Here is a 22,569-nt window from a genome sequence, read left to right on the forward strand (position 1 = left end):
AATCACCTCTCAACCTTTTCCATGACGTAGGCTTCGATCGTGTCTCCCTCTTTCAAGTCGTTGTAGCGGTCAAGCGTAATGCCGCACTCGTAACCTTGCGCCACGTCTTTCGCGTCGTCTTTGTAGCGTTTGAGCGACTCGATCTCGCCTTCGAAGACAACGATGCCGCCGCGAATAAGACGCGCTTTCGCCGAACGTGTGATTTTGCCGGAAGTGACCATACAGCCCGCGATCGTGCCGACCTTGCTGACTTTGAAAATATTCCGCACTTCCGCTTGGCCGATGACGACTTCTTTGAATACCGGATCCAGCATCCCTTTCATCGCGTGCTCGATTTCGTCGATCACGTTGTAGATGATGTTGTGCAAGCGGATGTCGACCTTCTCCTGCTCTGCCGTCGCCAACGCTTGCGGTTCAGGACGAACGTTGAAGCCGATGACGATCGCATTGGATGCGGAAGCGAGGTTGATATCGGATTCCGTAATCGCGCCTACACCGCTATGAATGACTTTGACACGAACGCCTTCAATATCAATCTTGCCCAGGGAACCTTTAAGGGCCTCCGTCGAGCCCTGTACGTCGGATTTGATAATGACGAACAGGTCTTTAATTTCGCCATCTTTGATATGTTTATACAGATCGTCGAGCGTAACGCGGGAATTCGCGCCCAGCTCGGTCTGACGATGCTTGATCGCGCGGCGTTCTGCGATGGCGCGCGCCTTGCGCTCGTCTTCAAAGGCGAGGAATGGATCGCCCGCGAGCGGAACTTCCGTCAGGCCCGTAATCTCGACCGGCGTACTTGGTCCGGCTTCCTTCAGACGGCGGCCCTTATCATTGACCATCGCGCGAACGCGGCCGAAGCAGTTGCCGGCAACGAACGCATCTCCGATCTTGAGCGTGCCGTGCTGGACAAGCACGCGCGCTACCGGACCTTTGCCTTTGTCGAGCTCGGCTTCGATGACGGTACCGCGCGCCCGTTTGTTCGGGTTCGCTTTGTAGTCATTGACTTCAGCTACGAGCAGGATCATCTCAAGCAGCTCTTCGAGACCGATGCGCTGTTTCGCGGAAACGTTGACGAAAATCGTATCGCCGCCCCACTCTTCCGGCACGAGTTCGTATTCGGTGAGCGCTTGCTTGATTTTGTCCGGATCGGCTTCCGGTTTATCGATCTTGTTCACCGCGACGATAATCGGCACGCCTGCCGCTTTCGCATGGTTGATCGCTTCGACGGTCTGCGGCATGACGCCGTCATCCGCTGCCACGACGATGATCGTAATATCCGTTACTTGAGCGCCGCGGGCGCGCATGAGCGTGAACGCTTCGTGACCCGGCGTATCCAGGAACGTGATTTTTTTATGGTTGATTTCAGTTTGGTACGCGCCGATATGCTGCGTGATGCCGCCGGCTTCGCCCGTCGTTACGCTTGTTTTGCGGATGGCGTCGAGCAATGTCGTTTTGCCGTGGTCAACGTGACCCATGATCGTAACGACCGGCGGACGCGATTCCAGCGTATCCTCTTCGTCCTTCTCTTCGAAGGTTTCGAATGCGTCTTCCTCGACCGGGATCTTCACTTCGACTTCAACGCCGTATTCCGTTGCGATCAGTTGCACGGTGTCGATATCGACCTCTTGGTTGATTGTCGCCATGACACCCAGGAAGATCAGCTTCTTAATGACTTCGGAAGCGTCTTTGTGAAGCAGCTTCGCCAGATCGCCGACCGTCATCTCGCCGCGAACGATAATCTTCTTCGGCGTGTTGTCGATCTTCTCTTTGCGCTCCATCTGATGGCCGCCCTTGCCCCGGCCTTTGCCGCCACGATTGCCGCCTCGGAAGTTGCCCGTGCGGTTATCGTCAAATCCGCGGTTGTTGCCGCCGTAGGTATTGCCGCCCGGCTTCGATGGTTTTCTTGCACCGCCGGCACCGCGATTGCCACCTTGGCCGCCTGGGGAACGTCCCCCGAAATCGGAGCCGCCCGTAGATGGCGCAGGACGGTCAAACGAACGTGCTGGGCCTCCTGCGCCGCTCTGACCTTGCGGACGGCTGCCCTGATATCCGCCGCCGCCCTGACCTTGCGGACGACTGCCCTGGTAACCGCTGCCTTGACCGCCTTGGCCTTGTGGACGGCTGCCCTGAGCACCCTGACCTTGCGGACGGCTGCCTTGGTAACCGCCGCCTTGACCGCCTTGGCCTTGTGGACGACTGCCTTGAGCACCCTGACCTTGCGGACGGCTGCCTTGGTAACCGCCGCCTTGACCGCCTTGGCCTTGCGGACGACTGCCTTGGTAACCGCCGCCTTGTCCCGGACCACGGCTTCCGCTTTGTCCGCCTTGACCGCCTTGACCCTGTGGACGGCTGCCTTGATAACCGCCGCCTTGTCCCGGACCGCGGCTTCCACCTTGACCGCCTTGACCGCCTTGACCGCCTTGACCTTGCCCGCGGTTACCTTGGTAACCGCCTTGACCTTGCTGACCTGGGCCGCGGCTTCCGCCTTGGCCTCCCTGACCTTGTGGACGACTGCTTTGCGGACGGCTTTGTCCGCCTTGGTTTGGTGTGTTTGAGTTAGTTTTAATGGACGTATTCCCCTGTCGTTCGTAATTCGATTCGGCTTGCGCCGGTTTCGTTTCCTGTACTTGCGCGGTCTGCTCTTGCGCCCGTTGCTGTACCGGACGGTTCTGCTGACTTTTAGATTCCTGTTGTGACGGACGGGTCGCGGAAGCTACGCTCGCGCCTTCCTGCGCCCTTTTGACGGCCGCGTTCTGTTTAATATTTCGGAAGAAGCCTTCGACTTTACTCACCATTTCGTTTTCCATAACGCTCATATGATTATTCACGGGAAGATCAAGACGCTTCAAAATCGTGATAATTTCCTTGCTGCTCATATTAAGCGATTTGGCATACTCGTAGACGCGCAATTTATCTTTGTCTTTATCCTTGCTGTCTGGCTGTTTAGTCAATACTCTCCACCTCCGAAGATTGGATTAAACTTCGTTCGATGCCGGCAGCAAAACCTCCGTCCGTCACGGCGACTAGAACCCGCTCTGCCTTGCCAATCGCGTGCCCGATCGACTCTCGATCGAGCGCCTCGATATGCTTCGCATTATAGGTCGAGCATTTGTCGCGATATTTCTTCTTCGTGTTGTCCGATGCGTCTGCCGCCACGATAACGAGCTTCGCCTTGCCTTGACGAATGGTCTTCAAGACTGTCTCGTCGCCCGTCACGATCTTGCCTGCCCGCATGGCCATGCCTAAAAGAGAAAGCGTCTTATTCATCGTCATCCGCCCGATCTTTGGCCGCGATAAATTCATCCTCGACCGCGATAAAATCCTGCTCGAGCTGATCGTATATCTCTGTGCTGACCGGTTGTTTTAGCGCACGGTCCAGCGCTTTCGATTTCTTGGCCAGCTTGAAGCATGACACTTTACCGCACAAGTAAGCGCCTCTCCCGGCTTTCTTGCCCGTTAAATCAATCAGTACCGTTTCATCGGGCGTACGGACGACCCGAATCAGTTCTTTCTTCGCCAGCATTTGCTGGCAAGCCACGCATTTTCGCTGCGGGATTTTTCTTGGCTTCACCGCTACTCCCCCTCATCGAAAACTTTGGCCCGATCGGGCCCTTCGCTTAATCGATCGAGACGGAGTCCTGGTGCATCGTGCTCATCGGCGATTTCGGCCGGCCATACTCTTGCTCGGCCTGCGTCTCGCTCTTGATATCGATCTTCCAGCCGGTCAGCTTCGCGGCAAGGCGGGCATTCTGGCCTTTGATGCCGATCGCAAGCGAGAGTTGATAATCCGGCACGATGACGCGCGCCATTTTCTCCTGCTCATATACGATTACCTCGAGCACCTTGGACGGGCTGAGCGCGTTCGCCACATACTCTTCCACATTCTCCGACCAGCGGACGATATCGATCTTCTCGCCCTTCAGCTCCGTGACAATCGTTTGTACCCGCATCCCTTTTTGTCCGACGCAGGATCCGACTGGATCGACTTCCGCATTACGGGAATGCACGGCGATTTTGGAGCGGAAGCCCGCTTCGCGTGCGACCGAACGAATCTCGACGACGCCGTCGTAAATCTCCGGCACTTCGAGCTCGAACAACCGTTTCAACAGTCCCGGATGTGTGCGGGAGAGGAAAATTTGCGGCCCTTTGGTCGTATTCTCCACTTTCGTGATGAACGACTTGACGCGGTCGCCGTGCTTGAACTTGTCGGTCGGCATTAGTTCGGTCAGCGGCAGAACCGCCTCCACCTTGCCCAGGTCGACGAACAAGTTGCGCACGTCTTGACGCTGGACGATGCCGTTGACGATGTCCTCTTCCTTGTCGATATACGCGTTATAAATGAGACCCCGCTCCGCTTCGCGAATCCGCTGGGTCACGACCTGCTTCGCGGTTTGCGCCGCAATCCGTCCGAAATCACGCGGCGTGACTTCAATCTCTGCGATGTCATCGAGCGTATAATGCGGGTTGATCGCGCGCGCGGCTTCGACCGAAATTTCCAGCCTCGGATCGAACACCTCATCGACGACCGTTTTACGCGCATATACTTTAATAACGCCAGAGTGGCGGTTGATATCCACCCTTACGTTCTGGGCGGTGTTGAAATTGCGTTTGTAGCTGGAAATCAATGCCGCTTCAATCGCTTCGATTAATATGTCTTTCGCAATGCCTTTCTCTCTTTCGATTTCCGACAAGGCTTCAATAAACTCCATGCTCATTGGAAATGAGTTCCCCCTTTCAATTCGTTCCGTTCACCCATCCCGCGCTGATTAAAATACGATGGCTAGCCGGGCGCTCGCAACTTTGGCATACGGAAGGGCATGTTTCTTTTTGCCGACTTCCACGATCAGCTCGTCGCCTTCGAACGCAAGCAGCTTGCCTTCGAATTCCTTGCTGCCGTCGATTGGCTCGTAAGTCGTGACAAACACGTGTTTGCCGACCGCTTTACGCACGTCTTCCGGCTTCTTGAGCGGGCGCTCGGCCCCCGGTGAAGATACTTCGAGGAAGTACGCATCCGGGATTGGGTCGTTCTGATCCAGCTTCTCGCTCAAATACTCGCTGATACGGCCGCATTCATCGATATCGATGTTGCCTTCCTTGTCCACGAATACGCGCAAGAAGAAATTGCTGCCTTCTTTGACGTATTCGATGTCGACAAGCTCAAAGCCATGCTCGTCTAGAAAAGGACGAACCATCTCTTCGACGACGGATTTGATTTTGGATGTGCTCAAACGTGTGCCTCCCTCGTACAGCTGCGTTGTTCGTATGTACGTTACTAGCGTGCATGACCGTCATGCTCCCATCGGACAAACGTCGTGCCCGCCGACAGGCTTATATACAATCGCATCCCCTTCGCTTGCGGCATGCGCCTTGTCCATGCATAGCGGCAACGGCTGGATTTCTTGAACCGATGCGGATGTTCGCCCTTGCCCCGCGACAACTTATTCAGGCTTGTAGTTCGAAAAAAGTCGCGGACAAAACGTAAAGAGTGGGTTTCCCCACTCTTCTGCGAAAAAGAACGTATCATCAGCATTACCATAACGAGTATAGCATAACCATGTTGTGGTGACAACCGTGCGCGGCCAGGCAGCCTAGAACAGCGACAGCTGGTTCGACTCCGGCAAGCCGCGGAAACAGCCCATCCCCGTCAGCACTTCCACGATGGTTTTCGTGGCTTTCGATTTCTGCTGGAAATCCTCGATGGACAAGAACTCGCCATGCTCGCGCGAGGCCGCGATATTGCGCGCCGCGTTCTCGCCGATGCCGGCGATTGCGCCGAACGGCGGAATGAGCGAATTGCCGTCGACGATGAAGCGGGTCGCGTCCGAGCGGTACAGATCCACCGGCTTGAAGCTGAAGCCCCTAGCGGTCATCTCAAGCGACATTTCGAGCTGAGACACGCTGTTTTTCTCCTTCGGCGTGGCATTGAAGCCCTTCGCCTCGATCTCTGTCAATCGGCGCAAAATCGCATCGTATCCTTGGCAAAGCAATTCCAAATCGAAATCGTCCGCGCGAACGGAGAAGTAAGTCGCATAAAATTCAATCGGATAATAAAGTTTGAAGTAGGCCGTGCGCACGGCCGAGATCACGTATGCGGCGGCGTGCGCTTTGGGGAACATGTATTCAATCTTCAAACAGGAATCGATATACCACTGCGGCACTTTGCACCGCTTCATTTCCTCGATCCACTCCGGCGTCAACCCTTTGCCCTTCCGCACACTCTCCGTAATTTTGAAGGCCAGCGAAGCGTCCATGCCCGCTTTATAGATCAGGAACAACATGATGTCGTCGCGGCAGCCGATTACGGTCTTAATGGTGCACGTTTTGTTCTTGATCAGTTCTTGCGCATTGCCCAGCCATACGCCCGTCCCGTGAGACAGACCCGAAATCTGAAGCAAGTCGGCAAAGGACGACGGCTTGGTTTCCTCAAGCATCTGTCGCACGAACTTGGTGCCCATCTCCGGTACGCCGTAAGTCGCGACCGGGGTGCGAATTTGACTCGGTTGAACGCCAAGCGCATCCGTCGAGCTAAATAGGCTCATTACCTTGGGATCGTTCATCGGAATCGTCGTCGGATCGACGCCCGTCAAGTCCTGCAGCATCCGCATCATCGTCGGATCGTCGTGTCCGAGAATATCGAGCTTCAGCAGGTTCGAGTCGAAGGCGTGATAGTCGAAGTGGGTCGTTTTCCACTCCGCGTTGACGTCATCCGCCGGGAACTGGACGGGCGTTATATCGTCCACCTCGATATAATCCGGGACGACGACGATGCCGCCGGGATGCTGACCCGTGCTCCGCTTGACCCCTGTACAGCCCGCTGCCAGCCGGTTCAGCTCCGCACCGCGCCACTTCTTGCCGGTATGCTCCTCGTATTTCTTGGCAAAACCATAAGCCGTCTTCTCCGCGACCGTGCCGATCGTTCCTGCGCGGAACACGTTCTTCGGCCCGAACAGCACTTTCGTATAGTTATGCGCCGTCGGCTGGTATTCACCGGAGAAATTCAAGTCGATATCGGGAACCTTGTCGCCCTTAAAGCCGAGGAAGGTCTCAAACGGAATGTCCTGTCCTTCTCCTTTAAGCGGTCTTCCGCAGTTCGGGCAAATTTTGTCCGGCAGGTCGAAGCCCGATGGGTAGCTGCCATCCAGGAACCATTCGCTGTACTTGCATTCTCCGTTCAAACACTGGTAGTGCGCAGGAAGCGGATTAACCTCGGAAATCCCGAGGAACGTCGCGACGACCGAAGATCCGACAGATCCCCGGGATCCGACGAGATAGCCGTCTTGATTGGATTTCTTCACGAGCCGCTCGGAAATCAAATAGTTCGCGGAGAATCCGTACTTGATGATCGGCACGAGCTCTTTCTCCAAGCGCGCGACGACGACTTCCGGAATCGGCTCGCCGTACAATCGTTTGGCCGTCTCATAGCAAGTATTGCGGATCTCTTCTTCCGCTCCGTCGATGATCGGACTGAACAGACCATTATCGGTAGGACCACCGGTCGACGGGAACATGTCATAGGTCTCGAACCGGTCCGCCAGCTCGTTGGTGTTCTTAATGACAACTTCATGCGCGCGGGATTCGCCCAAGAACGCAAATTCGCCGAGCATCTCCTTCGTCGTACGGAAATGCGCATCCGGCTTGTTCTGGTCCTTAAGCGGGCTGAAGCCCGTGATACCATGGATCGTAATATCGCGGAACATTTTCTCGCGCGGCCGCAAATAATGGACGTTGCCCGTCGCGATGACCGGCTTGTTCAGCTTGTCGCCGATCTCGCACACGCGGCGAAGCGCCTGTTCGATCTCCGAGCGGCTGCCGACGAGGCCCTTGTCGACCAAGTGCATATAAAAGCCGACCGGTTGGATCTCCAGCACGTCGTAAAATTCCGCGACGTCCTCAGCTTCTTCCATCGTTTTGTTTAACACCGTCTCGAAAAACTCGCCCTTCTCGCAGCCCGAGATAATAAGCAATCCTTCTCGCATCTCGGTCAGCTTGCTCTTGGGGATACAAGGAACGCGCTTGAAATATTCCGTATGCGACATGGAGATGAGCTTGAATAAATTCTTCTTGCCGACCGCGTTAAGCGCATAGATACCGCAGTGAAAAGGCCGGGAGTTCGAAATATCGAGACCCACGTAATCGTTGAGCATATGAAGATTCGTAATATTACGTGCGACGGCATCGCCGATCAAGCCGAACATGACCCCGCCTAGTGCAATCGAGTCGTCGATGGCGCGGTGATGGTTCTCCAGGCTAATCTTGTATTTGTCCGCCAGCGTATTCAGCCGGTGGTTCTTCATTGTCGGATGGAGGAAACGGGCCAGCTCGAGCGTGTCGAGTACGGGATTGGTTACCTCCGGCATTCCGAACGACTTGCACGCCGCTTGAATGAAGCCCATATCGAACCTCGCATTATGCGCGACGAGCACCGAATCCCCGACGAATTCGATGAATTCTCGCAGTTTTGGTTCGAGCTCGGGGGCGCCTTGCACCATTTCATTCGTAATATTGGTCAGCTGCTGGATGTGGTACGGGATGTCCTCATGGGGATCGATGAACGTCGAGAAACGATCGATCTCCTTGCCCTCTCGCATCTTGACGCCGGCGAGCTCGATGATTTTGTTGTTGATGACCGACAGACCGGTCGTCTCGATATCGAATACGACGTACGTCGCCGTCTGCATCACTTCATCCCGCGAATTCAGCACCATCGGCACCGCATCATTCACGACATTCGCTTCGAGGCCGAATAGCACCTTGATTCCGTTCTTCTTACCCGCCTTCGCCGCTTCCGGGAAGCATTGAATGTTGCTATGGTCCGAAATCGCGATCGCCTTATGCCCCCACTTCGCCGCCTGCTTAATATAGACGTCTACCGGCGTGACGGCATCCATCGTGCTCATTGTCGTATGCAAATGAAACTCGACGCGCTTTTCCGCGGCGTCATCGATCGGCTCGGAAGGTGCTTTGACCTCGTGCAGATCGGAAGGCATCATGACGAGCTCCGGCTCCATCATAAACCGGTCGTATTCGACGCGGCCGCGCGCCTTCACCCATTTGCCGTTGGCCAGATTGCTGAGAACCTTGACGTCTTCCTTCGTCTTGGCGAACATCTTCATCGCGATTGAATCCGAGAAGTCGGTCAAGTTGAATGTGAACAGCGTGCTGCCGTTGCGCAATTCTTTCACTTCGAGGCCGAAGATCGTCCCTTGGACCGTAATCTTCTTCTCTTCCTCGAGAATGTTCATGATCGGCACCGGTGGTTCTTTGATGTCATACCCCACGACGAGCGGCACTTCGCCTTCGTCAAGCGGCGGTGCTTCCTCGACCGGCACGCTGTTCATCATGGCCTCGATGACTTCGCGTTCTTCCTGCTGCCGCTTCTGGATAAACTGCTCGATATGCTCATTGTTGACTTTGCCTACGGTCAGCTTCATTTTCGGCGTCCGTTCGAACTGCCGTTCGAAAAATTGAACCGCCATTTCGTCGATCCGCTTCTTGCGCGCAAGCTCCAAGCTAATCTCGTCCATCAAATGAAGCGTCACGAGCCCGCCTTCCACTTCGATCTGCGCCTTACTCAGCCAGCCGTTGACGGATGCGTTGTTCTTCTGCACCCACTCCACGAACGCAGGCCAATATTCGCGCACGATCGTATCCGTATGCAGATCCTCGTCGTAGGCGAACACGATATGAATTTCCGCAATATGCGCGAATTTCGCTTGTACGCTGCGGCAAAACAAACTAAATGCCGGCAAAGGCACCAAAGACGCTTTGCGAATGCAAAACGTCCACTCCCGGTTGCTGCGGCTTACGATGACTTTATCAATATACCCGTCGCCAAAATGTTCGGCCGATAATTGCGGCGACAGCTCCGCCTGCTTCATAAGCAGTTCGAATCGCTGCCGCTTGTCCCCGGTATGGCTCACCCTACTTCCTCCCCAAATAAATAATCCCCTACAAGCGGTCGTGATGACGAACAGCGCTTCTGCAACTTGTAGGGGAGTGTCGATCAATATGAAAAGGTTACGATACGGCTAGATTAATACGCGCGCGCGAAAACGACGGTATGCTGGGCTTCTTCGCCGCAGCACAGACACTTCGTCTTCTTCTCGGCCGGCTCGAATGGGATGTTGCGGCTCGTCGCGCCTGTCTCTTCCTTCACTTGCTTCTCGCAAGCGTCGGAACCGCACCAGCCCGCGAGCGAGAATCCGCGCTTCTCTTCCAGCAACGACTTCATCTCGTCGAGCGTCTCGACCGAATAGAAGTGCTCGGAACGGAACTGTAAGGCTCGATTATACATGTCCGCGTGGATTTCGTCCAGCATGCGCTGCACTTCTTCCAGCAATTGATCCTGCTTGATGATGCGCTTCTCGCCGGAAATCCGCGACACGAGGACGGCTTGTCCATTTTCCATATCGCGAGGGCCGAGTTCGAGACGGATCGGCACGCCGCGCATTTCGTACTCGTTGAATTTCCAGCCTGGACTTACATCGCTGCGATCGTCTACTTTGACGCGGACGCCCGCTTTCTTCAACTGCGCGAACAGCTCGTCTACGCGGCCGACGACTTGCTCCCGCGTCTTCGGCGGGCCGATTGGAATCATGACGACCTGCGTCGGAGCTATCTTCGGCGGCAGCGCAAGGCCGCGGTCATCGCCATGCACCATGATCAGCGCTCCGATTAGACGTGTCGATACGCCCCACGAAGTTGTATGGCAGTATTGAAGCGTATTGTTGCGGTCCAAATATTTGATATCGAACGCAACCGCGAATTTATCGCCCAGATAATGCGACGTGCCGGCTTGAACCGCGCGCCCGTCTTTCATCATCGCTTCGATCGAATACGTATCCACCGCGCCGGCAAAACGCTCCGATGGCGTTTTTTGCCCAACGATGACCGGAATTGCGAGTACCTCTTCCGCGAATTCCTTGTACGTATTCAGCATTTGCATGGTTTCTTGGCGCGCTTCCTCTTCCGTCTCGTGCGCCGTGTGGCCTTCTTGCCACAGGAATTCACTCGTGCGAAGGAACGGCAGCGTACGCTTCTCCCAACGGACTACGTTCGCCCATTGGTTGATCAGCACCGGCAGATCGCGGTACGACTGAATCCACTTGGAGTACATGTGTCCGATGATCGTCTCCGACGTCGGACGAATCGCCAGACGCTCCTCCAGCTTCTCGCCGCCCGCCTCGGTTACCCATGGCAGCTCGGGGTTAAAGCCTTCGACGTGCTCCTTCTCCTTCTGGAAGAAGCTCTCCGGAATGAAGAGCGGGAAATAGGCATTACGGTGGCCCGTTTCTTTAAAACGGCGGTCAAGGTCGCTTTGGATATTCTCCCAAAGGGCGAAGCCCTCCGGACGGAACACGATACAGCCCCGAACCGGAGAGTAATCCATCAACTCCGCTTTCTTAATTACGTCTATATACCATCTGGAGAAATCCTCGCCCTGAGGCGTAATCTCCGTCACAAACTGCTTCTCTTTCGACATAAACGCTCTACTGCTCCCCTCTTACCAATCGCAATATATCATTATACGTTACGGCCACCATCAGCAGCATGAGCAGCGCGAAGCCAATAAAGTGGACCATGCTCTCCCGGTTCGGGTCAATCGGCCTGCCGCGGACGCCTTCAAGCCCGAGGAACAGCAACCGGCTTCCATCCAATGCGGGAATAGGCAGCAAATTGAATATGCCCAAGTAGAGACTAAGCACGGCGGTCCACTTGGTCAACTGCTCGATGCCTTGTTGCGCAATCTGTCCCGTCACTTGCGCGGTACGGACAGGACCGCCCAGATCGTCCATCTTGAATTGGCCCAGGATGAGCTTCTTGAAGCCATCGAAGATCATAATGGTCCAATTCTTCATATCTTGACCGGCTAGCGAGAACGATTCGATAAATCCGGCGGGCCGGGTTTCAAAGAACGACGCCGCACGTATGCCGACCTTGCCCTCTCCGGTATCGGGATCGGGTTCTGGCGTCATTTTGATATCCAGTTTCTTCTCGTCCCGCGTTACGGTGAACGTAATCGGCTTGCTCGGCGATTTGCTGATCAGCGCGATCATCTTGTCTTGATCCGTGCCGATCGTCTCGCCATTGATCGCGACAATGATGTCGCCTGTGGCAAGGCCCGACTTGTCGGCCGGCTTGCCTGCGATGATCTCGCCGATAAACAGATGCTTCGGCGTTTCCAACGGCACGCCGGCCATTTGGAAGAACGCGAAGAACAGCACGAACGCCAAAATAAAGTTCATGACCGGACCGGCCACGATCGCCAAGGCACGCGCGCCTACCGACTTGCTGCCGAATTGCCGGTCGCGAGGAGCAATCTGGGTCTCTCTGCCCTTGGCGATAAGAACCGCCTGTGGATGAACGTTATACACTTCGCTAACGCCATCGGCGTTCAACGTTACTTTCAACCGGTCTTCCAAGTCGATCGTCTCGACTTCGCCCCGTATGACGTTCGTTCGCTCGTCAAGGCGATCCAAATAAAAACGGGTCACATTGTTGGCCGCGATTCGAACGGCAACGGTCTGACCGGGCTGAATTTCCACCAATTCCGGATCTTCGCCGGCCATACGGACGAATCCGCCGGCTGGCACGAGTCTAAGCGTATAGCGGGTTTCGCCGCGTTTGATCGAAAACAGCTTCGGTCCGAAACCAATGGCGAATTCTCTAACCAAAATGCCCGCGCGCTTCGCAAAATAATAGTGCCCCCACTCATGGATGGTCACAATGACGAAGAATACCAGCACGGTCATAAAGACGACCTGTATCATGTGCATCGTTTCGAGCCTCCTGTTCGCAACGGCCTGTACTTAGATTATCATTATTCTCCCGTCCGATACAAGAGAACCGGTCCTTCAGACCGCCCCCGCTTCTCTCCTTGCCCATGCGTCCATGGCCGTGATGGCTTCCACGTCCGGAAGGTCCGTCACTTGATGTTTCTCCAGTACGGTCTCGATCACGCGCTCGATATCCAAGAAGGCAATTTCTCCCTTCAAGAACCGGTCCACGGCAACTTCGTTCGCCGCGTTGAACACCGTCGGCGCCGATTGTCCCATGCGTCCGCTCTCGAAGGCCATGCGCAGGCACGGGTAACGATGAAAGTCCATCTCGCGAAAATGCAGTTTGCCGATCTTGGCCAAATCGAGCGCTTCGGTAGGCGTCGCGCGACGATCGGGATATGTAAGGGCGTATTGAATCGGAACGCGCATATCCGGCATGCCGAGCTGAGCGACGACGCTATTGTCGACGAACTCCACATACGAATGGATGATGCTCTCCGGATGAATCAGAACCCCGATTTGGTCATAGGACACGCCGAACAGCCAATGGGCTTCGATAACTTCGAGTCCTTTGTTCGCCATCGTCGCCGAGTCGATCGTGATCTTAGCCCCCATCGACCAGTTCGGGTGATTGAGCGCTTGTTCCACCGTTACGCCGACCAGTTGATCCCTCGTTTTGTCCCGGAAGGAGCCGCCGGATGCCGTCAGCGTAATTCGCTTCATATCCGCGCGATTCTCTCCGTTCAAACATTGAAAAATCGCGGAATGCTCGCTATCGATCGGCAGGATCGATACGCCTTTCCTTGCGGCTTGAGACATGACCAAGTGCCCTGCCGTTACGAGCGTTTCTTTGTTGGCAAGTCCGATTTGCTTCCCCGATTCAATGGCGGCTAACGTCGCATTCAAGCCCCGGCTGCCCATAATAGCCGTTACAACCGTGTCAGCATCGCTAGCCGCGGCCACTTCCACGAGCCCCTCCTCGCCATAGACGACTCGCGTCCCCTTCGGCAGGTGCAGAGAAGCTTCGTCCGCCAACGCTTTCGTAGCTAGACAGACGGTCTTCGGCCGGAATTTATGGGCTTGTTCGACCAGCAGACTGACGTTCGCTCCCGCGGCCAAACCTTCGATCTCATAAAGCTCCGGGTCGTTCGACACGACGTCCAACGTTTGCGTGCCGATTGAACCTGTCGAGCCGAGAATCGTTATTTTTTTCATCGATGCACACCTATCCTTCTCTTAAAACGGCAGCAGACCGGTCATCAGCAGCAGCGGGAACACGATGATCCAGCTGTCGCACCGGTCCAACACGCCGCCATGGCCCGGAAGCAGCGCGCCGGAGTCTTTAATGCCGCGCACCCGTTTGTAGGCGGATTGAATCAGATCACCGAGCTGACCGGCAACCGCGGCCAGAATACCGATCCAGAACGCGTCGGCGAAGCCGATCGTATCCGGATAAATCACCGCGAACAACAGCGCGACCGCTAATGAAAGCAAGACGCCACCCAGCGAACCTTCGATTGTTTTATTCGGACTGATCGCCGGCCATAGCTTATGCTTGCCGAACGCTTTCCCGAAAAAGTACGCCCCGATATCGGAAGACCAGATTGCGCAGAACGCGACGATCGTCGCCAAAAGACCGTGTTCATTCGCATTGCGCACTTCATTCATGGCCTGAAACCCGATACCAACGTACATGGCCCCCAATAGGAGCAGCGCGGCTTCGTCAAGCTTGACTTGATTCTTGGTAAACACGGTAATGCTCAATAAACCAAACATCAAGAGCCACGATATGAATTGACCGGAAGGCTCGCCGATCGACCATTCCTGCCAAGGCAGCATGTAGGCGAGTACGCCGGAAAATCCGAGCAAGGAAGCCGGATTTGTCCATGACAACCGATTCATCCGCACAAATTCGCCATAGCCAATAATAGCCAGCAATAGCAGCAAGCCATAGAAGAACCAGCCGCCCATTATCGTCAGCGCGATAAAAAAACTGCCGGCGATAACGCCGGTAATAATTCGTTGTTTCAACTCGATGTCACGCTCCAGTAAGCCGCCGCGGATTACAATCCGCCATAACGGCGCGCCCTACGCTGATATTCACGTATAGCCTCGTTAAAATGAGCTTCCGAAAATTCCGGCCAGAAAACATTCGTGAACCACAGTTCGCTGTACGCCAACTGCCAGAGCATAAAGTTGCTGATTCGGAGCTCGCCGCTCGTCCGAATGAGCAGGTCCGGATCCGGTATATCGCTCGACAGCAAGTATTGCTCGAAATGCGATTCGTTCAATTCATCCGGCGACAGCTTCCCCTCGCGCACGTCCTGCCCAATCCGGCGTACCGCTTCCATCATTTCTTTGCGGCTGCCGTAATTCAACGCAAAATTGAGCACGAGCCCCGTATTGCCCGCAGTCTGCACGATCGCTTCTTCCACGGCCGCGAGCGTATGCGGCGGCAAGTCTTCTTTATGCCCCATCATGCGCACTTGCACGTTCTTCTCGATCAGTTCCCCCAATTCGATAGACAAAAATTCCTGCGGTAATTTCATCAGGAATTCCACTTCGGCTTTCGGTCTCTTCCAGTTCTCCGTCGAGAAGGCGTATAAGGTTAAATATTTGACGCCAAGCCGATCCGCTTCCATCGTAATCCGCTTGACGGTCTTCATCCCGGAGTGATGACCCGCAATTCTTGGCAGACCACGATTTTTCGCCCATCGGCCATTGCCGTCCATAATAATGGCGATGTGCTGCGGAATGTTATCGGCATCGAGCGCTTCGGTCGACATGTCATCAGGAGATTTGGCAAATTTCGACTTTAATATCTGGAACATTGCTACCTCCCCCCCCACCTCTTTGTATTCTTTGGATGCAACAAACCCCACCTATCGGAGGGGCCGGTGAGTTTGGATTATACTTCCATGATTTCTTTCTCTTTAGCAGCCAATACCTTATCGACTTCCGCCGTGAATTTATCCGTCGATTTTTGGATGTCGTCTTGATGACGGCGCGATTCGTCTTCCGAAATCTCGCCTTTCTCCAGCTTCTTAATATCGTCGTTCGCATCGCGGCGAATGTTGCGGATTGCGACTTTCGCCTCTTCCCCGAACTTCTTCGTCAGCTTCACGAGCTCAGCGCGGCGCTCCTCGGTCAGCGCCGGTATCGTAAGGCGGATGCTCGCGCCGTCGTTCGATGGCGTCAAGCCCAAGTCCGACTTCATGATCGCTTTCTCGATCGCCGACACGGACGATTTATCCCATGGCTGGATCATCAATGTACGGGTGTCCGGCGTATTGATGTTCGCCAATTGATTGACCGGCGTCATCGACCCGTAATATTCAACTTGCACGCGGTCAAGCAGCGCAGGCGTCGCGCGTCCTGCCCGAAGGGTTGCCAAATCGCGTTTCAGCGCGCCGATCGCTTTTTCCATACGTTCTTCCGCGTTTTTCTTGATTGTTTGTGGCACGACTTACACACTTCCTTTCACGATTGTACCGATTTTCTCTCCGAGGACGACGCGTTTGATGTTGCCCTGCTCCGTAATCGAGAACACGACGAGCGGGATGTTGTTATCCATGCAAAGCGATGTGGACGTGGAGTCCATGACGCCCAGATTGCGGTTCAGCACATCCAGGTAAGTCAACGTCTCGAACTTCTCAGCCGTTGCGTCTTTGAACGGATCTGCCGAGTAGACGCCGTCTACTTTGTTCTTCGCCATCAGAATGACATCCGCTTCGATCTCTGCGGCGCGAAGCGCTGCCGTCGTATCCGTCGAGAAATAAGGATTACCCGTTCCGGCTGCGAAGATCACGACACGGCCTTTCTCCAAATGGCGAATCGCCCGGCGACGAATATAAGGCTCTGCGATCTGCTGCATGGCAATCGAAGTCTGCACGCGCGTCGGCACGTCAATCGATTCCAGCGCATCCTGAAGCGCCAGCGAGTTCATTACGGTCGCAAGCATTCCCATGTAGTCGGCAGTCGCACGATCGATGCCTTTGGCCGTTCCTGCGATTCCACGCCAAATGTTCCCGCCACCGACGACAATCGCAACTTCGACATTCAAGGCCACGACTTCCTTCACTTGCTCGGCAATCGACGAAATAACGGATGCTTCAATACCATAACCGATATCGCCGCTTAGCGATTCGCCGCTTACCTTGAGCACAATACGTTTATACACGGGATTTTGCAACTTTTTTACCTCCAATTCGAACCATCGGGTCCGGTGCTAGATTTATATTGCTAAAAAATAAAGGCGGGGCGAACGCCCCGCCCCGCCTAGTGCGTTCGGATTTACAGTTTTGCTTGGGACATTACTTCGGCAACGAAGTTGTCTTCTTTTTTCTCCAGACCTTCGCCCAGCTCGTAACGAACGAAACGACGGATCGAGATGTTTTCGCCGATCGTGCTGATTTTTTCTTTCAGCAGCGTCGAAATTGTTTTGTCCGGATCTTTGATGAAGTTTTGCTCAAGGAGACAGAACTCCTCGTAGTATTTCGAAAGGCGGCCTTCTACCATTTTCTCGACGATTTTCTCTGGCTTGCCTTCGTTGAGGGCTTGTGCCGTCAGAATCTCGCGCTCTTTGTCCAGTTCTTCTTGGGAAACTTCTTCGCGGCCAACGAATTTAGGGTTAGCTGCCGCGATTTGCATCGCGATGTCGCGCGCGAATTCGCGGAATTGATCGGTTTTGGCAACGAAGTCGGTTTCGCAGTTGATTTCAACCAGAACGCCGATCCGTCCGCCAGCATGTATGTAGGATTCAACGACGCCTTCAGTCGCTACGCGACCTGCTTTGTTAGCTGCTGCCGCAAGACCTTTCTCGCGCAGAATTTCAGCCGCTCTCGTCAGATCACCGTTCGCCTCTTCCAGCGCTTTCTTGCAATCGAGCATACCTGCGCCCGTTTTTTCACGCAATTCTTTAACTGCACTCGCATTAACTGCCATAGCAATAGACCTCCTGAAGGGTTCGTAAGTTTACGTTCAAAAAAAGGGCGGTGAGAGGCTTAACAGCTTCTGACCACCCTTTCTTGCTGTCCTATGAATAAACGACTTAAGCCGTCGTTTGCTCGCCTTGGTTTGCTTCAACGATAGCGTCAGCCATCTTCGCCGTGAGAAGCTTAACGGCACGGATTGCATCGTCGTTGCCTGGGATAACATAGTCGATCTCGTCCGGATCGCAGTTCGTGTCGACGATACCTACGATAGGGATCCCGAGTTTGCGAGCTTCCGCAACCGCGATGCGCTCTTTACGCGGGTCGATGATGAACAGCGCGCTTGGCAGACCTTTCATGCCTTTGATACCGCCGAGGAATTTCTCGAGACGATCTTTCTCTTTGCGGAGAATGATAACCTCTTTCTTAGGCAGTACGTTGAACGTGCCGTCCTCTTCCCACTTCTCGAGGGTTTTCAGACGATCGATACGTTTTTGGATCGTTTGGAAGTTAGTCAGCGTGCCGCCGAGCCAACGTTGGTTAATGTAGAAGTTGCCGCAACGCTCTGCTTCTTCTTTAACCGAATCTTGTGCTTGTTTTTTCGTGCCGACGAAAAGGATCGTGCCGCCTTCTTCCGCTACCGAGCGAACGAAGTTGTAAGCCTCTTCGACTTTCTTAACTGTTTTTTGCAGGTCGATAATGTAAATGCCGTTACGTTCTGTGAAGATATAGCGATCCATCTTTGGGTTCCAACGACGAGTCTGGTGACCGAAGTGTACCCCAGCTTCGAGAAGCTGTTTCATGGAGATAACTGCCATCTTCAACACCTCCTGGGTTTGGTTTTTGTGTTATCCTCCGTCTGATCTCATCTTCCGTCAAAACTCCGGCCGAGCCGAAGCACCCTTGACGAAATTAATCGACGTGCGTTTTTAACACCGAGAATTACTATAACATATCTGGGTAGCCCATGCAACCTAGACATGCGTAACTTGACGAATCTTAACTATTGGTAGCCGTTTTCGCCGCAGCATTCGCCTTGCGGGCCGCGATTTCGGCCTCCGCTTGCTTTACTGGGATGGGCGTACTTGTCAGTATATTGCGCACTTGCTTAAGCGTCAGATTGCCCGTGAAGCCAAAATAGCCTGCTCGCACCGTTTTACCTTTCATTAGCGTTAGCAGCGCTTTCTTGTCTGTGATAACTTTGCTTTCGAACAGCAAATTGGCCGCATCTTGGACGCCTTTGCCCGGCAAAATCCGGATAATGGTTCGTCCATTCGCCCCTTCATAGATAGGCGATGCCGATTGCTTCTGGCCTGCGGTCCCCGCGTTGTCGGTGGTGCCTGTTCCAGCAGCCGGCTGTTGCCCTGCGGTATTCTGTCCCGCTGCAGGCGTCGTCTTATCAGGCGTCTGTGGAGTGCCCGCTTTCTTTTGAGCGTCGGCGGCGGCTTTCTCCTGCTCCACGATTTCGGCTTTGACTTTAGCACGCTCGTCTTCAAGCATGAGATCGACTTCTTCTTGCGTATATGTATCTCCTGCCGCGAGGGGATCGGCGCTGCCACTATGCTGGCCTTGGCCGATCAAAAACAATTGGAGCAGAACGGCGCCTATGACAACCCCCGACCCTAGACCGGTCAGAAACGAACGTTTACTCATGCGTTCGTCACCTCTTCCTGCTTGGCCAGCTGCAAAATAAGCTGCACTTCTCCTTTATTCATGCCGAGTTTCTTGGATATCGTTTCGACGGATTTCCCGCTTTGGTACAGGTCGAACAACTCGGGATATCGTCCCCGGATTGACGTATCTTCTTCGGGTTCGGCCGGTTCGGGTTCTACAATCGGCTCCGCTGCTGGAGGAGGCGTTTGGTGCAGCGCCGCATGTTCAGCGTATGTAAGCTTATCCGTTATGTATGGATACGGAACAGGAGCAGCCGATAAGGTTTGCTTGCTCAATTGATGCTCCAGCTCCGCGCAGCGCATCTCCAGCTGCTTGATCCGTTCGTCGTAGGATTTCGCATTCGCCTGCGCTTCTTTACGCGACTTCGCGATCAGCTCCACCATTTGTCGGTTTTCTTCTTCCATATTCTCCATAAACTGCTCGAGCGCCGCCTCCATGCCGTGCACGGACGCTTCTCCTTGCGAATCTGGTTCCCGCGTCTTGCGGGGCATCATCATGCCGATGACAATGATCACCCCGCCGAGGAGAACAATATAAAGCCAAGGTTGGTTCATTTCATCACCTGCATTTTCTAAAAGATGCGACTAGAAGCTTATGTCGATATGCTTTCCTTTGTAGGGATGTTTACTCCCTTTAGGTGCGACTTCCGCATTTTTTTCTTCTTCGTCGCTCGCCAAGGTCGCTTTACGTCTGCCTTTGCGTTTAGAATCGGTGTCTTCCTTCAAACGATGATCGTTAATATGCGCATGACCGCCGCTTTCCACGGCTGTATTCTTACCGCGCAGGTGTTCCGTATGTTTGACCATATCGGTTTCCAGCTTGGTTTGTTCGGCATGCGCTTTATGAATCGCATGCTGCTGCGTAATGCTTTGATCCGTTACTTTCGGTACGGAAACTTGAAAATCAATGGACCGGTAAGGCATAAGCTTCCCCCCTGGTCATTTGGCGAATACTGATTTATAAGTGCGGAATCATAGAGGTAGCATCGCGACGTCGCCTTCGGAGTAACGAAAACTTACGCGCTGCGCTGGATCTTTGATAAATCGGGTGTAGCGCCCGATGACGATCTTGGAACCACCGTAAATGGTATGAATGACATCGACCTTAGCGAGCATCGTGTCTTCCAGCGATCGTTCGATCTCGAGAATCCTATCCTTCGTATGGGCAATATCGTCCACGGCTTGCCGTTTGGTAGCGGTTAGCTTAATCCGAAGCGCGAGTTTGTCCGGCGCAAGATGTCCTGCCGCAGCCATCTGGTCAAGCAGCGTCAATGCTTTATCGGTTTTATCCAAGTTAGCGGTCGTCTCTTTCAGATGGGCGCGAAGCTCCGTCAATTCTTCGCGAAGTTCCGGCCTGACCCCGACTTCGATTGATGTCGGCGTGAACATCGTGTTACCGTACGTTCTGGCAATGACCGAATCGCCGGCTTGAATGGTTCCACCCACGATCAATCCTTTCGCCCCGCCGCAAACAACGCTCCTACCCGCCCGAACTTGCGAATGCATGATGCTCTGCGTCACGAGCACGTCTTCACCCGCTGTTACGATCGCATCCTGAATGAACGCGCTTTTCACGTTCTTACCCGCTTTGACATGGCCTTTATTATGCATCAGAATGCCGCCGGTGATCTCGATCGATCCATCGGATTCCAGCTCCGCCCCTTCGACGCCGCCGACGACCCGAATATCTCCGGCCGCGCGGACCCTAAAGCCTGTCAGTACGTTCCCGCGGATGACGACTGTGCCGACAAAGTCAATGTTGCCGACTTTATAATCCACATCCCCATTCACTTCATAAACCGGAAAGACATTGATTTTATTCTTGTCCGTCATCGTGATTAGTCCATCGATAGCGGAATACAGCGCGGTTTGATCCTGGCTGAGCACGACGTTTTTACCGATCTTGAAGAACGCTTCCTTCCCGTTCCGGCAGATCGCTTCTTCACCTGTAACCAGCTTGCCGTTCACGCCGGGCGTCGCCGGGATTTTCTCGGCGATCAACTGACCGCGCTTGACGTTCTTCAGCTGCGTAATTTCTTTGAAATCCACGCTGCCATCTTCCATCTCCGCGGGTCGTTGCTGGTTGTCCATCATGTCATAAGAATACTGGATATATCCATCAGTACCCGCAATCGCTGGCTCGCCCTGCGCGATAACGACCTGCTTGTTCATGAACGATTTCGGACTCGCCGACAAGTTGTCGATCAGCTGTTGATCAATGCCGTGCTTGACCCCTTTCCCATTCAAAAAAGCTGCCCAATCTGCGGAAGTAAATGCAATGGTGTCTTCTGTCGCCAGCAGTTGAAGCGTAGCCGTCAGCTTATCATGCGAGATCGAAATCACGGCCAATGATTCCATTGTTTCCGGAGCTGACATGACACACTCTCCCTTTGCGTTTTAGTGCTGCATAAGTTGGTCTTTCTGTTTGTCGAGTGCTCCGCGCAAGCGCAGGATCGCCTTTGAATGCAATTGCGAGATGCGGGACGGTGACAAATTCATGACTTCCGCAATTTCGCTCAGCGAAAGCTCCTCATAGTAAAACAACGATACGACCGTGCGTTCTTTCTCCGTCAGCTTCTCGATGCCGCGGACGAGCGAATCCTTTAAATAAAACTCATGCACTTTGTGCTCCGGATTTTTTGCTTTCTCGTCAACGAGGAGCGACAATCTCGTCTCCGATTCCTCTTCGCGAATCGGATCCTCCAACGAGCAAACGGTCGTCACGGCGATTTCCTGAAGCATGTTCTGGAATTCTTTCTCGCTGACGTTCAAATAGTTGCTGATTTCGCTGTCCGATACGGTACGCATGTACGTCTGCTCCAGCTTTTGATACGCTTCTTCGATCCGCTTCGCCTTTTCTCTCACCGATCTTGGCACCCAGTCGCCTTGCCGCAGGCCGTCGATGATGGCGCCGCGAATCCGCCAAGACGCATAGGTCTCGAATTGCAGTCCGCGACGGTAGTCGAATTTCTCGATTGCATCGATTAGCCCCATAACGCCATTGCTTGCCAAGTCGTCTTTAGATACGTTTTTGGGCAGTCCGATCGCCATCCGGTTGGTTACGTAGTCAACTAAAGACAAGTAATCCTCGATCAGCCGCTTTTTCGCTTCTATGTCCCCGTCTTCTTTCCATTTCTGCCAAATTTCAATATTGGACAGATGAGGCGTTTTCGGCTCAATCAT

Annotated in this window: 20 protein-coding genes; all 20 read right to left on the reverse strand. The window is 54.1% G+C overall.

Going from position 1 to position 22,569, the window contains the following annotated elements:
* Nucleotides 1-2 precede the first annotated feature (2 nt).
* The gene (gene infB / locus ACFSKT_RS07325) at nt 3-2,954 is read right to left on the reverse strand and encodes a translation initiation factor IF-2 (protein WP_377722112.1); all 2,952 of its coding nucleotides are present in this window, start codon (nt 2,952-2,954) and stop codon (nt 3-5) included.
* Nucleotides 2,947-3,270 (reverse strand): L7Ae/L30e/S12e/Gadd45 family ribosomal protein, encoded by a 324-nt coding sequence (locus ACFSKT_RS07330; RefSeq protein ID WP_377722113.1) that lies wholly within the window; start codon nt 3,268-3,270, stop codon nt 2,947-2,949. The genes infB and ACFSKT_RS07330 overlap by 8 nt, the downstream gene beginning before the upstream one ends.
* Nucleotides 3,263-3,574, reverse strand: coding sequence for an RNase P modulator RnpM (rnpM, locus tag ACFSKT_RS07335; protein WP_377722114.1), 312 nt, complete (start codon nt 3,572-3,574; stop codon nt 3,263-3,265). Before rnpM ends, ACFSKT_RS07330 begins: the two co-directional genes overlap by 8 nt.
* Before the next feature lie 46 nt (nt 3,575-3,620).
* Complete coding sequence (gene nusA / locus ACFSKT_RS07340) at nt 3,621-4,718, reverse strand: transcription termination factor NusA (protein ID WP_377722115.1); 1,098 nt, start codon at nt 4,716-4,718, stop codon at nt 3,621-3,623.
* Nucleotides 4,719-4,769: 51 nt separating this feature from the next.
* Complete coding sequence (gene rimP, locus ACFSKT_RS07345; RefSeq protein ID WP_377722116.1) at nt 4,770-5,231, reverse strand: ribosome maturation factor RimP; 462 nt, start codon at nt 5,229-5,231, stop codon at nt 4,770-4,772.
* A gap of 360 nt (nt 5,232-5,591) precedes the next feature.
* Nucleotides 5,592-9,923 carry a PolC-type DNA polymerase III gene (locus ACFSKT_RS07350; protein ID WP_377722117.1) on the reverse strand — a complete coding sequence of 1,444 codons (4,332 nt, stop codon included), beginning with the start codon at nt 9,921-9,923 and terminating at the stop codon, nt 5,592-5,594.
* Between the two features lie 113 nt (nt 9,924-10,036).
* Entirely contained in the window at nt 10,037-11,485 is a 1,449-nt protein-coding gene (gene proS, locus ACFSKT_RS07355) for a proline--tRNA ligase (protein ID WP_377722118.1), read from the reverse strand.
* Between the two features lie 7 nt (nt 11,486-11,492).
* Nucleotides 11,493-12,779: an RIP metalloprotease RseP gene (rseP, locus tag ACFSKT_RS07360; protein ID WP_377722119.1), complete on the reverse strand. Its 1,287-nt coding sequence runs from the start codon at nt 12,777-12,779 to the stop codon at nt 11,493-11,495.
* 78 nt (nt 12,780-12,857) lie between these two features.
* On the reverse strand, nt 12,858-13,997 hold the full coding sequence (locus tag ACFSKT_RS07365; RefSeq protein ID WP_377722120.1) for a 1-deoxy-D-xylulose-5-phosphate reductoisomerase: 1,140 nt from the start codon (nt 13,995-13,997) through the stop codon (nt 12,858-12,860).
* A 21-nt stretch (nt 13,998-14,018) separates the two neighbouring features.
* Nucleotides 14,019-14,813, reverse strand: a complete 795-nt coding sequence (locus ACFSKT_RS07370; RefSeq protein ID WP_377722121.1) for a phosphatidate cytidylyltransferase — start codon at nt 14,811-14,813, stop codon at nt 14,019-14,021.
* Nucleotides 14,814-14,845: 32 nt separating this feature from the next.
* Nucleotides 14,846-15,613, reverse strand: coding sequence for an isoprenyl transferase (locus ACFSKT_RS07375; RefSeq protein ID WP_377722122.1), 768 nt, complete (start codon nt 15,611-15,613; stop codon nt 14,846-14,848).
* A gap of 77 nt (nt 15,614-15,690) precedes the next feature.
* Nucleotides 15,691-16,245, reverse strand: coding sequence for a ribosome recycling factor (frr, locus tag ACFSKT_RS07380; RefSeq protein ID WP_377722123.1), 555 nt, complete (start codon nt 16,243-16,245; stop codon nt 15,691-15,693).
* A 3-nt stretch (nt 16,246-16,248) separates the two neighbouring features.
* A complete protein-coding gene (pyrH, locus tag ACFSKT_RS07385; protein WP_377722124.1) occupies nt 16,249-16,974 on the reverse strand; it encodes a UMP kinase in 726 nt (241 codons plus the stop codon).
* A 101-nt stretch (nt 16,975-17,075) separates the two neighbouring features.
* On the reverse strand, nt 17,076-17,726 hold the full coding sequence (gene tsf / locus ACFSKT_RS07390) for a translation elongation factor Ts (RefSeq protein WP_377500242.1): 651 nt from the start codon (nt 17,724-17,726) through the stop codon (nt 17,076-17,078).
* A 106-nt stretch (nt 17,727-17,832) separates the two neighbouring features.
* Nucleotides 17,833-18,531 carry a 30S ribosomal protein S2 gene (gene rpsB / locus ACFSKT_RS07395; RefSeq protein ID WP_148928125.1) on the reverse strand — a complete coding sequence of 233 codons (699 nt, stop codon included), beginning with the start codon at nt 18,529-18,531 and terminating at the stop codon, nt 17,833-17,835.
* Nucleotides 18,532-18,712: 181 nt separating this feature from the next.
* Nucleotides 18,713-19,366, reverse strand: coding sequence for a hypothetical protein (locus tag ACFSKT_RS07400; RefSeq protein ID WP_377722125.1), 654 nt, complete (start codon nt 19,364-19,366; stop codon nt 18,713-18,715).
* Nucleotides 19,363-19,941: a hypothetical protein gene (locus ACFSKT_RS07405; protein WP_377722126.1), complete on the reverse strand. Its 579-nt coding sequence runs from the start codon at nt 19,939-19,941 to the stop codon at nt 19,363-19,365. The genes ACFSKT_RS07400 and ACFSKT_RS07405 overlap by 4 nt, the downstream gene beginning before the upstream one ends.
* A gap of 30 nt (nt 19,942-19,971) precedes the next feature.
* A complete protein-coding gene (locus ACFSKT_RS07410; RefSeq protein ID WP_377722127.1) occupies nt 19,972-20,310 on the reverse strand; it encodes a hypothetical protein in 339 nt (112 codons plus the stop codon).
* A 48-nt stretch (nt 20,311-20,358) separates the two neighbouring features.
* Nucleotides 20,359-21,762 (reverse strand): DUF342 domain-containing protein, encoded by a 1,404-nt coding sequence (locus tag ACFSKT_RS07415; RefSeq protein ID WP_377722128.1) that lies wholly within the window; start codon nt 21,760-21,762, stop codon nt 20,359-20,361.
* Between the two features lie 21 nt (nt 21,763-21,783).
* The gene (locus ACFSKT_RS07420; RefSeq protein ID WP_148928130.1) at nt 21,784-22,569 is read right to left on the reverse strand and encodes a FliA/WhiG family RNA polymerase sigma factor; all 786 of its coding nucleotides are present in this window, start codon (nt 22,567-22,569) and stop codon (nt 21,784-21,786) included.

The sequence above is a fragment of the Paenibacillus xanthanilyticus genome (assembly GCF_042682185.1).
In the GTDB taxonomy this organism is placed as follows: Bacteria; Bacillota; Bacilli; order Paenibacillales; family Paenibacillaceae; genus Paenibacillus_Z; species Paenibacillus_Z xanthanilyticus.